Below are 14,891 nucleotides of genomic sequence, written 5' to 3'. Positions count from 1 at the left end.
TTCATGACATCGGCACGCGCCTTCACATCGTTGCCTGCTCGCGGTTGCCCATCAGGCGCAGGATCATCGGCGTAAAGATCAACTGGATCGCGAGGCCCATCTTGCCGCCCGGGCACACGATCGTGTTGGGACGCGACATGTACGAGTCGTGCAGCATCGACAGCAGATACGGAAAGTCGATGCCCTTCGGGTTTGCGAAGCGGATCACGAGCATGCTTTCGTCGAGCGACGGGATATCGCGCGACGTGAACGGATTCGATGTGTCGACGACAGGCACGCGCTGGAAATTCACGTGCGTGCGCGAGAATTGCGGGCAGATGTAGCTCACGTAGTCGGGCATCCGGCGCAGGATCGTATCGACGACGGCCTCTTGCGAATAGCCGCGCATGTTCTTGTCGCGATGCAGCTTCTGAATCCATTCGAGGTTGATGATCGGCACCACGCCGACCAGCAGGTCCGCATGCTGCGCGACGTTCACGCGATTCGTGACGACCGCGCCATGCAGTCCCTCGTAGAACAGCAGATCGGTGTCTTCGGCCACGTCGGCCCACGCGGTGAACGTGCCGGGCGGCTGGCCGTGCTCGGCGCCTTCGGCCTCGTCGTGCAGATACTTGCGGCACTTGCCCGTGCCCGTCGCGCCGTAAGTGCAAAACAACTGCTCGAGCTCTTCGAACAGATTCCCTTCCGGCCCGAAGTGGCTGAAGTGCTGATCGCCCGTTTCTTCGGCCTCTTTCAGCTTCTGCCGCATCTGCTGACGATCGAACGCATGGAACGAATCGCCTTCGATGATCGCCGCCTTGACCTTCTCGCGCCGGAAGATGTGCTGAAACGAACGCGTAATCGTCGTCGTGCCCGCACCCGACGAACCCGTTATCGCGACGATCGGATGTTTGGTCGACATGTCTCTTCCTCGTGCTCGTTATCGTGGAAGCCAGGCGCGTCACTGCGTTGCGCGGAACAGCGAACGCGTGTTGAACAGCGGCGACTCGAAGCGCTCGTCGGTGCCGCTGTCATACTCGACGTGATAACGCTCGATCCGCTCGACTTCGCGCCGCGAGCCGAGGATCACAGGCACGCGCTGGTGCAGCGCTTCAGGAGTGACGTCGAGAATGCGCCCACGTCCCGTCGATGCACGCCCGCCCGCCTGCTCGACGATCATCGCCATCGGGTTGGCTTCGTAGAGCAGACGCAAGCGCCCGGGCTTCGCCGGGTCCTTGTAGTCCTTCGGGTACATGAACACGCCGCCGCGCATCAGGATGCGATGCACCTCGGCGACGAGCGACGCGATCCAGCGCATGTTGAAGTCCTTCTGCCGAGGACCGGCCTGGCCCTTCACGCACTCGTCGATGTAGCGCTGCACGGGCGGCTCCCAGAAGCGCCGGTTCGACGCGTTGATCGCAAACTCCTGCGTGTCCTCGCCGATGTGCAGATCGGGATGGGTCAGGATGTACGCGCCGATCTGCGGATCGAGCGTGAAGCCGTGCACGCCGCGCCCGAGCGTCAGCACGATCATGTCGGCGGGACCGAACAGCGCATAGCCCGCGCAGACCTGCGCGCTGCCCGGCTGCAAAAAGTCGTCGACGCGCGGATCGGTGATGCCTGCCGGCGCTTCGAGCACCGAGAAGATCGTGCCGACGGTCAGATTGACGTCGATGTTCGACGAGCCGTCGAGCGGGTCGAACAGCAGCAGATAGCGTCCGCGCGGATACCCGGCGGGAATCTCGTACGCGTGCTCCAGCTCCTCGGAGACCATCCCCGCGAGTTGCCCGCCCCACTCGCAGCACGACAGCATGATCTCGTTCGAAATCACGTCCAGCTTCTGCTGCGTCTCGCCCTGCACGTTCTTCGCGCCCGCAGCGCCGATCGCACCGTCTAGCGCGCCGCGCGCGACGCGCGTGCCGATATACTTGCAAGCGGTCTGGATGTCGTTGATGAGCGCCGTCAACTGCTCGTCCTGCGCCGGATGGCGGCGGTGCTCTTCGATGATGAACTTCGAGAGCGTCGTTCGGCCGTGCTGCATGTCTGCCTCCTTCTACGGTGTATTGCGGAACACGCGGCTTGCGCGAATATCGGCGTCGACGATCGTCTCCAGCGCGTCGCGCGTCACGGTGCCTGTCGACGAGAACACGCGGTTGGCCTGACGCAGCCGCGCACGATCGAGTGCGTTGCGAATCGATCGTGCATTCGCGAAGTTCGGTTGGCTCTTGCGCCGCCCGATGTACTGGCGCAGCGCAACCTTCGCATCGGCGTCGAGCCTGTAGTGCATGTCGCGCAGCATCAGCTCTGCGATCTCGAACAGCTCCTCGTCCGTATAGTCGGGAAAGTCGATGTGATGCGCGATGCGCGACGTCATGCCCGGATTGCTCCTGAAGAACGTATCCATCCGGTCCTTGTAGCCCGCGAGAATCACGACGAGATCGTCGCGCTGGTTCTCCATGATCTGCAGCAGGATCTCGATCGCTTCCTGGCCATAGTCGCGCTCGTTCTCCGGGCGATACAGGTAATACGCCTCGTCGATGAAGAGCACGCCGCCCATCGCCCGCTTGATCACCTCCTTCGTCTTCGGAGCCGTATGGCCAATGTACTGCCCGACGAGATCGTCGCGCGTGACGGCCACGACATGCCCCTTGCGCACATAGCCGAGCCGATGCAGGATTTCCGCCATGCGCATCGCCACCGTGGTCTTGCCGGTGCCGGGATTGCCCGTAAAGCACATATGCAGCGACGGCGCCGCGGTCGCCATGCCGAGTTCCTTGCGCGCGCGTTCGACGACGAGGAACGCGGCAATCTCGCCGATGCGCGTCTTGACGGGCGCGAGCCCAACCAGCTCGCGATCGAGCCGTTCCAGCACATCGTGGATTTGCGCGTCGCGCACTATCGCTTGCAGGTCGATGGCGTTTTCGGTGCTCATGGCGTCGAATCTCGTCAACGGGTTGGACTAGGCGGGCGATCGGTCGGGCCACGCACGCGCTACTCGTAGCGCTCGCCCTCTCGCCGGTCGTCCGCATACGGACGCAGCCGATAGCGGATCGTGCGCGCCTCGCCTTCGTCGCGCACGAGGCAGAAGCCTGGCTCGTCTTCCGGGCGCGCAACGATGAACGACAGCCGCATCGTCTCGAAGCCGGGCGTCGAATCGAATGCATTGACCTTCACGTAGTGGTGCGGCTTCGCCTTGCGACACGCGTCGACTTCGAGCATCACGCCCGCCGCGTCCCTGAGGTCGAACATCGGCAGGCCCCACATGTCCCAGAACGAATTGCGCGGATGCGGATCGTCGGTGAATTCGACGGAACAGGCCCATCCCTGGCGCAGCGCGTATTCGATCTGTCCGCGAATCTCATCGTCGGTCAAATCGGGCAAGAAAGAAAACGTTCCCTGAGTGAGTCGCATGTCGTCCTCCATCTTTACGATGCCGTTGCTGTCGGCACGAAGTCGGGCGTATCGGTCGACGTGTAGTTGAAGGTCACGTCGCGCCACGTGTCGAGCGCCTGCTTGAGCGGCGTGCACCAACGCGCGGCCGCTTCGAGAATGGCTGGCCCTTCGCTCGCGATGTCGTGCCCTTCGTTGCGGGCTTTCGTCATCGCTTCGAGCGCGACGCGATTCGCGGTCGCGCCGGCCTGAATGCCCATCGGATGCCCGATCGTGCCGCCGCCGAACTGCAGCACGACGTCATCGCCGAACAGCGAAAGCAGCTGATGCATCTGGCCCGCGTGAATGCCGCCCGAAGCGACGGGCATCACCTTCTTCAGCGCGGCCCAGTCCTGCTCGAAGAACAGGCCGCGCTGCAGATCGATCTCGTTGCGCGCTTCGCGGCACACGTTGTAGAAGCCCTGCACCGTGTGCGGATCGCCTTCGAGCTTGCCGACAGCAGTGCCCGCGTGAGCATGATCGACGCCCGCAAGGCGCAGCCACTTCGCAATCACGCGAAACGACACGCCGTGATTCTTCTGCCGCGTATAGGTGCTGTGACCGGCACGATGCATGTGCAGGATCATGTCGTTCTTGCGCGCCCAGTTCGACATCGACTGGATCGCGGTCCAGCCGATGACGAGATCGACCATCACGATGCACGAGCCGAGTTCCTTCGCGAATTCGGCGCGCTCGTACATGTCCTCCATCGTCGCGGCCGTGACGTTCAGATAGTGCCCCTTGATTTCGCCACTCGACGCTTCCCCGCGCTTGACCGCTTCCATGCAGAACAAAAAGCGGTCTCGCCAGTGCATGAAAGGCTGTGAGTTGATGTTCTCGTCGTCTTTCGTGAAGTCGAGGCCGCCCTTGAGTGCTTCGTACACGACGCGCCCATAGTTCTTTCCGGACAAGCCGAGCTTCGGCTTCATCGTCGCGCCGAGCAGCGCGCGGCCGAATTTGTCGAGGCGTTCGCGCTCGACGATGATGCCCGTCGGCGGCCCCTTGAACGTTTTCACATACGCGACGGGAATGCGCATGTCCTCGAGACGCAGTGCCTTCAGCGGTTTGAAGCCGAACACGTTGCCGATCACCGACGCAGTCAGATTCGCAATCGACCCTTCCTCGAACAGGTCGAGCTCGTACGCGATGTACGCGAAGTACTGCTGCTCGGTCGGCGTGCCCGGTCCGGTGTTAGGCACAGGATCGACGCGATACGCCTTCGCGCGATACTTCTCGCAGGCCGTGAGCCGGTCGGTCCAGACGACCGTCCACGTCGCCGTCGATGATTCGCCCGCCACGGCCGCCGCCGCCTCGTCGGGCTCCACGCCCGGCTGCGGCGTGATGCGGAACAGTGCGATGACGTCCGTATCCTTCGGTTGATAATCCGGCTGCCAGTACCCCATCTGCCTGTACTTGAGCACACCTGCCGCGTAACGCTGCCTGGCATCGGTGATCACGCTGCTTTCCACGGGAATGGTCATCGTCTCGCTCCTCGTTGGCTGACCTCATGAAAAACAAGGTTATGCGGACGCGTAATCGTTAGGAATTCATTTCTTCTTTGGTCTTGATTAAGCGTTGCTTAGTGAAGGGCTGCACACGTGCGCAGACTCGCGTATTTCGTGGCCGTCGCGTGTCATCTGAACTTCACGCGCGTGGCTTATATGTCAGCCCTTAACGTCGACATATTGCAGTGCCGCAATCGGCCTCTACGCGTAGGCTCGATAGCCTTCTGCGAACGGATTTCATATCGAAAGGCAGCCGTACTGAATTCCGCCATATCGGTCAAAGCCACAACCATTCGGGACTAAATTTTCTTTATCGACGATTTATCACTAAGCTTTCATTTAGGTGATGCCGAATGCACGATGGCCCGCGATTGGCTTGCGTGAATGTCCATAGGATTCGTTTTAATGTCTGAGCACACGCGAGCCGCCTGCTTCTTCTTATCGATAAGACGGATCATGCTGAATGCCAGTCGATTTCGAACAGTTCGCTAAAACGTCAGTGAAAAAGCTGGCGAAATACAAATTCCATCGGGACCATGCGATCCAGGCCAGAGTGATCCTTCGAACGATCGAGAAGCTGCACGGGAAGATCAGTCCCGCCGTAATCAGGCAAACCGACAGCTATGCGCGCGACGTCTTCGGCGACGCGATCTACGCGCCGTGGTTGCGCGTCTATGCGGCCGTTAGCGGCTCATTCAAGGAAGGCTGGATACCGGACAATTATTATGGAGCGGTCGTCGTGCCGCGCACGAAAGGCTGGTACGGAAAGATTTCGACCTTGAAATCGGCTTCGCAATTGATATTCCGCGACAAGGCATTTCCCGATCTCGGATATTTCGCCAATGGCTTTTTCTATACGATGGAAAGCGCGGTCATATCCGATCAGGATGTTCGCAATACGCTTTTCGGCGAAACAGATAAGATCGCTTTTAAACTTGACCAATCGGGCCAGGGGAAAGGCGTATACGTCATCGATAGCGAATCGTTCGACCCGCAGTCCATCCGCTCGGGCGGAAATGGCGTATTTCAGGCATTCATCAGGCAACACGAGCTATTCGACCTTTTCACGCGCGGTCCCGTTGCGACGTTGCGCCTCACGACGGTTGTCGAGCCGGCAGGCGGAATCTCGCTTCGCGCGTGTTTCCTGCGCCTGGGCAGAGCCGGCGAAACGCACGTGCAGACAGGGAGCGAGGTCAACGTACCCATCAATCCGCTGACGGGCGAACTCGACTCGCGCGGATATCTGAGCGACTGGACGGATGTACGGGCACATCCGGACACGAAAATAGCATTCGAGGGCGTCAAGCTTCCCGCATTCTTCGAATGCGTCGCGAAGGTACTGGAGCTTCACGCGAAAGTACCGTTCGTCTGCTGCATCGGATGGGACGTGACGGTCGACGCCGATGAGAACGTGAAAGTGCTCGAATGGAACGCCGAACATAACGACATCAAATTCGGCGAAGCGACTCAAGGTCCGTGCTTCGCTGATCTCGGGTGGGAGCACCTGCAATTCGCTGATTGACGAAGTTGAAGCGCTTGCGTCTCACGCTCCAGCAACGCTTGAATGTCCTTCGCCGCGCGCACTCGCGATACATCGGATCACGCAATAAGGATCCGCGGTCGCCGTGCTTTCTCGAGATCGAGCCGGTGCGCGCGCTGCGTAATCCAGAAGGTCAGCGCGTCAGGCTAGGGACATGTCCCCATGCACGCCGTGGCGGGATATGAGAAAGTCCAGTTGAATCGGAGCCGATTCAATGATGATGCTACTTTCGCATCGAGTGGTGCCGACACACCGCCATCCCAGGGAGCACGGCAATGAAGATCCAGTATTTCCTCGTGGCGACCGCCATTGCCATGACGGGCTGCCCGGCATTTGCCCAGCAACAACCGTCTGTGGAGATCAAACGGGGACCCGACAAGAGCACGGTGACAGGAACGACGACGGTAGTCGCCACGGTTGTCTCCATCGATCCGGCTACCCGGACCGTCACGCTGAAGGACAAGAACGGCCGTGTCGAAAAGCTCGCGGCGGGCGAGCAAGTGCGCAACTTCGATCAGCTCAAGGTCGGCGATGTCGTCACCACCGAGTACCAGGAGGCGAGGTCTCTGAGCCTGAAGAAAACGAGTGGCCCGCGCTCTTCCATCGAGCGGCAGACCTTGCAGCCGGCCGCGTCCGGGACCAAACCGGGCGGCATCATCAGTCGCGAGACAACGGTAGTGGGCGATGTCGTTGCCGTGGATGCCACGCGCAATCACGTCACGATAAGAGGACCGCAAGGGCCAATGGATGTGCTGGTGGACCCCGAGCAGTTGAAGAACATTCGCCGGGGCGATCAGGTCGAGGTCGTGCACACCGAAGCGGTCGCGATATCCGTCACGCCCGGAGCGAGCAAGTAGTCAACGGCAGAGTGAGATGCCGCGTTTTTGCGCCATTCCGTAGCGGTCTTTTGGCTATTGCGGCAACGCGATGCCGTCGAGGCTTTCCTTCAGCGCATGCGAAACCATCGACATCAGCGACTCATCGCGGACAATCGCGACATCCCTCATCGCTTCCTGCACGCTGACCACCTTGCGCGCGTCATAGTGACGGCCGCTGCCGGTTTCGTTCTCGAAGGCATTGGCCCGCTGATTGATCTCCTCGATATCCGCGCTCACCACTAGCACCGCGTGTGCAAGAACAAGGTGTCGCTGATTGTCGTCCGTTTGCATGCTGGCTGGCGCGCGCCGCCAGTACTGCGCGGTGCCCGCGATCTTGCGCGCCTGTTCCGCCGGCCCCCAGGCGAGATTGAAGCGGCCGTCGCAGAACGAACCGTCGACGGACTGCCAGTGAGTGGCTACGCCAAGCGAGCGCAACGCACTGCCGATGACCTCGCACAGATGCAGATAGACCGCCTCGCTCAACGCACCGGGCGGCCGCGTCACCGCATACGCGAGGCTCAGGTTGACGATGCCGGGTCCCTGCGGAACCAGCCCGCCGCCCGACATGCGCAGCCAGACGGGACAGCCACGCTGCGCGAAAGTCGCACGTGCCGTCTCGAACCCCGGATAGCGCAGATAGCTGCGCGGCACCACCAGCGACACGGGCGCTTCCCACAACTGTGCAACCCGGCGACCTTGCGCCGCCACGTCCAGCAGCTTTATTTCATCTTGCAGCGGGTCGGTCCCGGCTGGAGCGGACTCGACGAATACGAATGGCGTGGTGTTCATCATCGCGCGAGGTGGTTCGAAGGCCTTGATAAAGCGATTATGAATCGTCATCGAGCTTCCGCACGTGTGCCCGTTGTTCAATGCGCAGGCGAGCGTGCAAACTCCGTCGCCTTGACGGCCTCGACCAGATAATCGACGAAGGAAGCGATACGCGCCGATATCGCCGTATTGCGATAGTAGACGGCATTGATCGGTTGACGAACATCTTGCGTGTGCCGTGGGAAAAGCTGGACAAGCCTGCCTTCACGACGGTCACGGCCCGTCATGAAGTCGGACAGGCAAACGATGCCCGCGCTCTCCAGCGCGAGTTGCCGCAGCGTTTCGCCGCTGGACGACGCGATAGTCGGTTCGATCCGATAAGGCTCGTTATCCGGTCCGATCAACGGCCATACATTGAGCGATTCGGGCTGCGTGAATCCGAGCAGCGCGTGCTTCGCGAGATCGTCCACGCGTTTCGGCAGACCGTGTGATTTCAGATATTCGGGCGTGGCCAGCACCCGTATCCGGCTGCTGCCGACGGGGCGGCTGTGCAAGGTCGAATCTTTGAGTCTGCCGATCCGGATCGCGACATCGGTGCGCCGTTCGAGCAAATCGATAATGCCTTCGTTGCTGTTCAGTTCCAGCTCGACTTGCGGATAGCGCGCGCGATAGCCCGCCAGGAGAGGCACGATCACGTGAAGCATGAACGGCGTGGCAGCATCGACGCGCAACCGTCCGGAAGGCCGCTCACGGCGCGCGGCGACTTGCTCTTCGGCGTTTTCCACCGCGCCGATGATCTCACGTGCATGTTGAAGAAAGGCCTTTCCTTCTTCTGTCAATTCGAGGCGTCGCGTGGTCCGGCGCAGCAGCGTGGTTTGCAGCTTTTCCTCGAGTCTGCCCAGCGTCCGGCTCGCACCCGACACGGTCTGATCGAGTTGCTCGGCTGCGGCTGTGATGGAGCCGGTGTCGACTACTGTCGCAAAGGTCTGCAGTTCGTCGAGAGTGACTTTCATATTTGAGCTGGAATCAATAGTGTCTCCTTTATAGATTAGTTTTTCCGCAAAAGTAAAGCATGGGCGATGGAATCGCGAACGCGATTCTATTGACAAGCGTCGATTGCGCGAACGCGTTCATGCGGGCGCAAAGGCCTCAATCGAAGCCTTTTGCCCGCAGCTGAATTGCCGGAGTTGCTGGCGCGGAGTGCTTCTAGCCGAAAGACGCTAGCGGGTTGCCGGCTGCCAATGCTTCCGCACGATTCGGCGCCGGCGGATAGATCCACTTCGTGTTGATCATCTGTTTGCGTGCCTTGCCTTCGGCGCGCGTGAGTTTGATCTGCCGATCCCAGCCTTCCGAATAGATCGCGCCCCACTCGCCAAGATCGACGCAAGTGGCGTAGAACGGCTGCCGATATTCCAGAGTCGGAATGCCGATCAGATCCGCAGCGACATTGTGTCCGCCGAATTGGCCCATCACGATAGCGTGCTGACACGACATAAGTGCATAGTGCCCGTCATCGTCGGTCAGCGCTCGCGCGACATCGCCGGCGACGAATACATCGGGGGCTTCCGGCACGCGCAGATCCGGCGCCACTTCGGCGCGCCCGAGCGGATCGACATGCGAGGAAACTTGCGCGGCCAACGAGCTTGCACGCATGCCGCCCGCCCAGATCACCGTTCTGGCTTCGATGCGCGTGCCCGATGCGGTGCGAACGCCGTCCGCATCGACGGACACGACGCCCGAGCCCAGCACCGTTTCGACGCCCAGCGCTTGAAACGCTTCAGCGATAAACGGACGCGGATTGGGCCCGAGATCAGGACCAATCGTGTCCTGCGAGCCGATCACGACAACGCGAACCGCCGCATCGGCACCGAACGATGCGCGCAGTCGCTTCGGCAATTCGGTCGCCGCCTCGATACCCGTAAAGCCACAGCCGACAACCGCGACGGTATTGCGCGCGGGTGAATCCGGCAGCTTCGCCAATTCCGCGAAGTGATGATCGAGCGCTACCGCATCCTCGATACGATCGACAGAAAAAGCGTGCTCCGCGAGGCCTGGAATCGGCGGCCTGTTCAGCTTGCTGCCGCTCGTCAGCAGGAGCCGGTCGTATGCGAGCAGATGCTTTTGTCCGTTGGCCGACACGACACTCGCCGTCTTCTCTTTTACGGAGATCTCATCGACGCTGCCCTCGACGTACTTCACGCCAATCGCATCGAGCAGAGGCAGCAGCGGCGCAGCCATCTTGTGCGGCTCGCTTTCATACATCCGAGGACGGATTTGCAACTCCGGCTTCGGCGAGATCAACGTGACTTCGACGTCACTGCTCGTGACGCCAGCTGCGTCGAGCACGCGTGCCGCGCCTAGTGCGCCCCACACTCCGGCAAAGCCGGCACCCACGATCAGGATCTTTTGCGACATGACATTACCTTCCGTTAGAAAGTTGCGGAGTCGACGACAGTTCGAAATAACTGAGCGTGATCGACATAGAGGACATCGCTTATGCAACTGCTTGCGATCGCTTGTGCAATTGCTTTTGCTCTCTCATCGACACGAATTCTAGGTTTGCCCATCGAGCGCGAGTAGCGCCGTGAATGCGTTCACCGTGTTGCCTCGACGACAACAATCGAAGGCCTTGCCGCACCATCCGACGACATTGGCGCCAGCGTGGAAAGCGGTATGACCGCCTCGCTGCGCACGTTGCTCCACAAGCCGATCATTGCAATTGCGCCTTACCAGATTTAATTCGAGCAATCATTCTATTCAAATTGAATATTTCCGCTAATGGAGAATCCGTACTAAATGACTGCGCCCGGATCTAACCATTCTTAACAATCTTTCTTTATAAATGCGGCTAATCTACTTTCCGCAATGCCTGACGCCATAAGCATAAGATCTGTTTCATATCGCTAGTGAATGTATCGGCTTCAGGCAAAGCCGTTTTAAATCGCTCTTTCGTGTTCTTCGACCGATCCAGTTCGAGATGTCATAGCTGTGGAAGCAAAAGCGAATAAAAGCGCGAAATAACGATTTGAATAACGATTTAAACGGGCAACAAAGCCCGACGACGGTTGAACCGGGGCATGTCACGTTCGAATCCGCGTGGCATGCCTTGCCAGAACCCACAACAATCCGAGGCAGACATGAACACACTGAACCATCCCGCTTTGCGCACGACACTGCTTGCAGCAGGTGTCGCAGCCGTGCTCTCCCTTTCCGCTTGCAGCGGTTCCGGCACGCTAAGCCGGAGCGGCGGTGGAAATGGATCAGACGGAGCAGTCGCGACGACAGGGGGCGCAGGCGACGGCTCCACGGGTTCAAGCGGCAACACGTCCGGTTCGGGTCAAACGAGCGCTTCCACAGGCAACACGACAGGCAATACCACGGGCAGCACGACGGGCTCCGATGGCTCGACCGGTTCGGGCAGCGCATCGACGAATGCGGTTGCGAAGACCGTCTCTGCTTCGAGCAACATCGTGACGGCGGCAGGCTCGACGGTTTCGGGGCTCGGATCGAGCGTCGCCGGTCAATCGCTGCCGCTCGTCGGCGACAGCACGACGCAGTCGCTCGGCGCCGTCGTCGAGGATGTGGGCGCGGCCGTCACGGCACTGGGCACCGGCACGAACGCCGGTCTCGGTCAGATCGGCAATTCGTCGAATCCCATCGGCACAACGGTCAGCAGTACCGGCAACGTCGTCACCGATCTCGGGCACGCGGTCGCCGACACGGGCGGCACCGTCACGAGCCTCGGCGGCAGCGGCTCGGCACTCTCGCCGCTCGCGCCCATCACGTCGCCTGTCGGCAGCACGGTGACGGCGCTCGGCAATTCCGTCGCAAGCGGCGGCGCGGCGCTCGGCACGCAACTGTCGACGGGTCCCGTCGCCCAGATCACGGGCACGACGAGCTCGCTCATCACGCCGATCACGAACACGGTAGGCTCGCTCACGCAGACGGTCGGCAGCTCGCCCGTCGGTGCGCCCGCAACCAACCTGGTGACGGCACTCGGCAACACGGTCGGATCGGCGGGCAAGACGATCGCGTCGACCGGCAACAGCCCGCTCACGACCGGCGTCGGCAACGTCGTCGCAGCGACAGGCAACACGGTCGCGACGGCCGGCACGACACTCCTCGGCGGATCAAGCACGGGCACCGCGAATCCGCTTGCGCCCGTCACGAACCTCCTGTCGACGGCAACAGGTACGGGCACGGGCTCGGGCACGCAGTCCGCCTCGCTCACGGCAGCGCTGAATGCGGGCGCGACGGCTACGCTGTCAGGAAGCTCGGGCAGCAGCACGAGCAGCCAGTCGGGCGGCCTGCTCGCGCCTGTGAAGACGTTGGCGGGCGCCTTGCTCAAGTAGGCATCGCTTCTTCACCGACAGCGGCATGGGCTCGACGGAGGAGACCATGCCGCTTCGCGTCGTGCATGCGCGCATGCCTGAGCATGAAAAATATGAAGCTGGCCAATGCGGACGCGTCCGGCATAGCGCGCAAGCACTTCACCCCGCTTCGCGGTCTTGTGTGAGGCCACGCGCGAATCACACGTGATGACATCGCGTCACGTCGTGTGCCGCGCCATTTGCACGATCCGCGCAAGCGAACCGGGCCAGCGCACGACGCCATCAGCTACCGCACGCACGCCTCGTCGATGCATGAGCACGGCGACAAGCAGCGCCGACGCAATCATCGAAAGACCATAGCAAAGCCTGCAAGGAAGAACAATGAGAACGAGAGTCCTCGGGGGGATGCTGCTGCTCGCTACGGCGACGGCCAGCAATGTCGCATATGCGCAGACACGTTCAGCCGGCAATCCGCTCGATGCCCTGCCGCAAATCGCCGCGCCGAAGCAAGGGCCGAACGTCACGGTTCAGGTCGCACCGCCCGCGCAGCAGTTGCAGGAGCTGCTCGCACGGCATCTGACGCCGACGCGCTTTCAGGTCGAAGGCGTGAAGTCGGTGCCCTTCGACGAGATCGTCCGCCGCTTCACGCCGCTTGCAGGCAAGGACATCACGATCGGTCAATTGATCGAGGCGGCCGACGGCGTAACGAAGCTCTATCAGGAACGCGGCTATGCGCTGTCGTTCGCGTTCATCCCCGCTCAGAACTTCGACAACGGGGTCGTGCGCGTAACCGTCGTCGAAGGTTATGTCGGCAGCGTGAAGGTGACGGGCAAACCCGGCGCGATGGAGCGGAAGATTCGCGCGGTCGCCGCGCATATCGCCGCTGACCGTCCGCTCAGACGCGCGACGTTCGAACGCTACGTCAACACGCTCGGCATGTTGCCCGGCATCACGGTCAAGGCCAACGTGCCGCCGCCGCAGACCACTGACGGCGCGACCACGCTCGAATTGAACGTCGATCGCAAGCCGTTCAACGTCAGCGCGGGCATCGACTTCAATCATCCCGGCGTGCAGGGCATCATCACGGCGACGGAAACCGGCCTCACGTCGCTGGGTGAACAACTGAGCGTCTCGGCGCTCGCGCCGCCGGGACGCGACAAGCAGACCTACTTCGCATTCAGCGGCGCACTGCCCGTCGGCAGCAACGGGCTCGTCACGCGTCTCGATGCCAGCACGTACCGCAGCGAGCCCACCGACAACCCCGGCCTGCCGTCGTACGTCCACCGCACCGTCACCAACGACAAGCTCGGTCTGTCCGCTTCATATCCGCTGCTGCTGGACAACAGTCACAGCCTGCTCGGCACCCTTTCTGGCTATGCATCGAATGACGACAACCGGTACCGGAACGAGATCACGGGCGTCACGCTGGATTCGCGCACGCAGGTCCGCGTGCTGCAGGCGCAGTTGGACTATGCGCGCGTCTCGACAGGGCAGGTGCAAAAGCTCGCGTTCAACGTTGCAAAGGGATTCGACATTCTCGGCGCGTCGAAATCGCAGGACATCACCGTCGGCGCAGCGACGACCGCACTGCCCACGCCCGTCTCGCTGACGTTCGTGCGCACAGGCGCCACGCTGACGCAGACCGACGACTGGCCGTTCAGGATCGGCACGTCGCTGTCGCTCACCGGCCAGTACAGCGCAGACTCGCTGCCGACGTCGGAGCAGATCACGTTCGGCGCGCAACGCTATGCATTGGGCTACGAAGCGGGCGAGACGGCAGGCGATTCGGGTTGGGCCATGTCGCTTGAGATCAACCGCGCGTTCTCGCCGGGCTATGCCTACCTGAAGACGATTACGCCGTACCTTGCATACGACATGGCGCGAGTCTATCTGCACGCCGGCACGCCATCGCCGGGTCGGCTCGCGTCGGTCGGTATCGGCGTGCGGCTCACCGACAGCCGGCACTACAACCTCGATCTGTCGATCGCAAAAGCAGTCGGCGATGCGCCGATCGAGAGCGCATCGCGCAGCCCGCGCGTGAACGCAACGTTTTCGTATCAGTTGTTCTGATCGTGCTCTGCCCGCGAGTTGCTCGTCGATGGTCTTCGTCAGCGGCGGCTCGACGTCGCCTGTGTGCTTCGTCGATGCAAGCTCGACGAGGACTTGCGACCGCGGCGTGGCTCGCGTCCACGGTGCCCGCAGGCCTGGACATCCTGCCGGACGCTGCCGGCTGCCTCCTCTTCCACCGTTCGCAATCAACCTTCGCGCGCCATCGACGATACAGCCGGTAGCGCTGACGTTCGCTGCGTTCGTGCGCGACGCGATGATGCGTGGGGTGTAGGCTTCACGCTGACGGGATGGAAGCTGGAGTCTGCGCATCGACTTGACGCACGGGAACATTCCCTAAACTTACCCGTCGATAACAGATACGCCGGCTACGCTGACATATGCCACCATATGC

Annotated in this window: 12 protein-coding genes; 4 read left to right on the top strand and 8 right to left on the bottom strand. The window is 61.5% G+C overall.

Annotated features, from left to right (window positions below; genetic code table 11):
- Nucleotides 1-22 precede the first annotated feature (22 nt).
- Genes AABE10_RS15660 through AABE10_RS15640 form a run of 5 tightly spaced genes read right to left on the bottom strand, consistent with a single transcriptional unit; the run spans nt 23 to nt 4,889 of the window.
- The gene (locus AABE10_RS15660) at nt 23-901 is read right to left on the bottom strand and encodes a phosphoribulokinase (RefSeq protein ID WP_342934181.1); all 879 of its coding nucleotides are present in this window, start codon (nt 899-901) and stop codon (nt 23-25) included.
- A gap of 39 nt (nt 902-940) precedes the next feature.
- Nucleotides 941-2,020 carry a class 1 fructose-bisphosphatase gene (locus tag AABE10_RS15655; RefSeq protein WP_342934180.1) on the bottom strand — a complete coding sequence of 360 codons (1,080 nt, stop codon included), beginning with the start codon at nt 2,018-2,020 and terminating at the stop codon, nt 941-943.
- A gap of 12 nt (nt 2,021-2,032) precedes the next feature.
- Nucleotides 2,033-2,911, bottom strand: a complete 879-nt coding sequence (gene cbbX, locus AABE10_RS15650; protein WP_342934179.1) for a CbbX protein — start codon at nt 2,909-2,911, stop codon at nt 2,033-2,035.
- A 59-nt stretch (nt 2,912-2,970) separates the two neighbouring features.
- Nucleotides 2,971-3,390 (bottom strand): ribulose bisphosphate carboxylase small subunit, encoded by a 420-nt coding sequence (locus tag AABE10_RS15645; RefSeq protein ID WP_342934178.1) that lies wholly within the window; start codon nt 3,388-3,390, stop codon nt 2,971-2,973.
- 14 nt (nt 3,391-3,404) lie between these two features.
- The gene (locus tag AABE10_RS15640; protein ID WP_342934177.1) at nt 3,405-4,889 is read right to left on the bottom strand and encodes a form I ribulose bisphosphate carboxylase large subunit; all 1,485 of its coding nucleotides are present in this window, start codon (nt 4,887-4,889) and stop codon (nt 3,405-3,407) included.
- Nucleotides 4,890-5,376: 487 nt separating this feature from the next.
- Here AABE10_RS15640 and AABE10_RS15635 point away from each other — a divergent pair, with 487 nt between their 5' ends.
- Together AABE10_RS15635 and AABE10_RS15630 are read left to right on the top strand one after the other, a co-directional pair.
- The gene (locus tag AABE10_RS15635; RefSeq protein WP_342934176.1) at nt 5,377-6,435 is read left to right on the top strand and encodes a sugar-transfer associated ATP-grasp domain-containing protein; all 1,059 of its coding nucleotides are present in this window, start codon (nt 5,377-5,379) and stop codon (nt 6,433-6,435) included.
- A 293-nt stretch (nt 6,436-6,728) separates the two neighbouring features.
- On the top strand, nt 6,729-7,310 hold the full coding sequence (locus tag AABE10_RS15630) for a hypothetical protein (protein ID WP_342934175.1): 582 nt from the start codon (nt 6,729-6,731) through the stop codon (nt 7,308-7,310).
- Between the two features lie 54 nt (nt 7,311-7,364).
- Here the strand turns inward: AABE10_RS15630 and AABE10_RS15625 are convergent, their stop codons facing one another.
- The 3 genes from AABE10_RS15625 to AABE10_RS15615 all read right to left on the bottom strand — a co-directional run bounded on the left by AABE10_RS15625 (nt 7,365) and on the right by AABE10_RS15615 (nt 10,514).
- The gene (locus AABE10_RS15625) at nt 7,365-8,120 is read right to left on the bottom strand and encodes a lipoyl protein ligase domain-containing protein (protein ID WP_342934430.1); all 756 of its coding nucleotides are present in this window, start codon (nt 8,118-8,120) and stop codon (nt 7,365-7,367) included.
- 77 nt (nt 8,121-8,197) lie between these two features.
- On the bottom strand, nt 8,198-9,112 hold the full coding sequence (locus AABE10_RS15620) for a LysR family transcriptional regulator (RefSeq protein WP_342934174.1): 915 nt from the start codon (nt 9,110-9,112) through the stop codon (nt 8,198-8,200).
- Nucleotides 9,113-9,305: 193 nt separating this feature from the next.
- On the bottom strand, nt 9,306-10,514 hold the full coding sequence (locus AABE10_RS15615) for an NAD(P)/FAD-dependent oxidoreductase (RefSeq protein ID WP_342934173.1): 1,209 nt from the start codon (nt 10,512-10,514) through the stop codon (nt 9,306-9,308).
- 722 nt (nt 10,515-11,236) lie between these two features.
- On the opposite strand from AABE10_RS15615, the gene AABE10_RS15610 reads away from it, so the two are divergent.
- Nucleotides 11,237-12,451, top strand: a complete 1,215-nt coding sequence (locus AABE10_RS15610) for a collagen-like triple helix repeat-containing protein (protein ID WP_342934172.1) — start codon at nt 11,237-11,239, stop codon at nt 12,449-12,451.
- A 384-nt stretch (nt 12,452-12,835) separates the two neighbouring features.
- Nucleotides 12,836-14,500: a ShlB/FhaC/HecB family hemolysin secretion/activation protein gene (locus AABE10_RS15605; RefSeq protein ID WP_428983339.1), complete on the top strand. Its 1,665-nt coding sequence runs from the start codon at nt 12,836-12,838 to the stop codon at nt 14,498-14,500.
- The last annotated feature ends 391 nt before the right edge of the window (nt 14,501-14,891 follow it).

This window comes from Paraburkholderia diazotrophica, from assembly GCF_038900755.1.
Lineage (GTDB): Bacteria > Pseudomonadota > Gammaproteobacteria > Burkholderiales > Burkholderiaceae > Paraburkholderia > Paraburkholderia diazotrophica_A.
Note: the sequence above shows the minus strand (reverse complement) of the source record. Positions and strands in the feature narration are given on the sequence as shown.

Coding starts and splice junctions, on each gene's coding strand:
- AABE10_RS15625 (WP_342934430.1), bottom strand. CDS start 8,120: ATGAACACCACGCCATTCGTATTCGTCGAGTCCGCTCCAGCCGGGACC.
- AABE10_RS15635 (WP_342934176.1), top strand. CDS start 5,377: ATGCCAGTCGATTTCGAACAGTTCGCTAAAACGTCAGTGAAAAAGCTG.
- AABE10_RS15640 (WP_342934177.1), bottom strand. CDS start 4,889: ATGACCATTCCCGTGGAAAGCAGCGTGATCACCGATGCCAGGCAGCGT.
- AABE10_RS15630 (WP_342934175.1), top strand. CDS start 6,729: ATGAAGATCCAGTATTTCCTCGTGGCGACCGCCATTGCCATGACGGGC.
- AABE10_RS15615 (WP_342934173.1), bottom strand. CDS start 10,514: ATGTCGCAAAAGATCCTGATCGTGGGTGCCGGCTTTGCCGGAGTGTGG.
- AABE10_RS15645 (WP_342934178.1), bottom strand. CDS start 3,390: ATGCGACTCACTCAGGGAACGTTTTCTTTCTTGCCCGATTTGACCGAC.
- AABE10_RS15660 (WP_342934181.1), bottom strand. CDS start 901: ATGTCGACCAAACATCCGATCGTCGCGATAACGGGTTCGTCGGGTGCG.
- AABE10_RS15605 (WP_428983339.1), top strand. CDS start 12,836: ATGCTGCTGCTCGCTACGGCGACGGCCAGCAATGTCGCATATGCGCAG.
- AABE10_RS15610 (WP_342934172.1), top strand. CDS start 11,237: ATGAACACACTGAACCATCCCGCTTTGCGCACGACACTGCTTGCAGCA.
- AABE10_RS15655 (WP_342934180.1), bottom strand. CDS start 2,020: ATGCAGCACGGCCGAACGACGCTCTCGAAGTTCATCATCGAAGAGCAC.
- cbbX (WP_342934179.1), bottom strand. CDS start 2,911: ATGAGCACCGAAAACGCCATCGACCTGCAAGCGATAGTGCGCGACGCG.
- AABE10_RS15620 (WP_342934174.1), bottom strand. CDS start 9,112: ATGAAAGTCACTCTCGACGAACTGCAGACCTTTGCGACAGTAGTCGAC.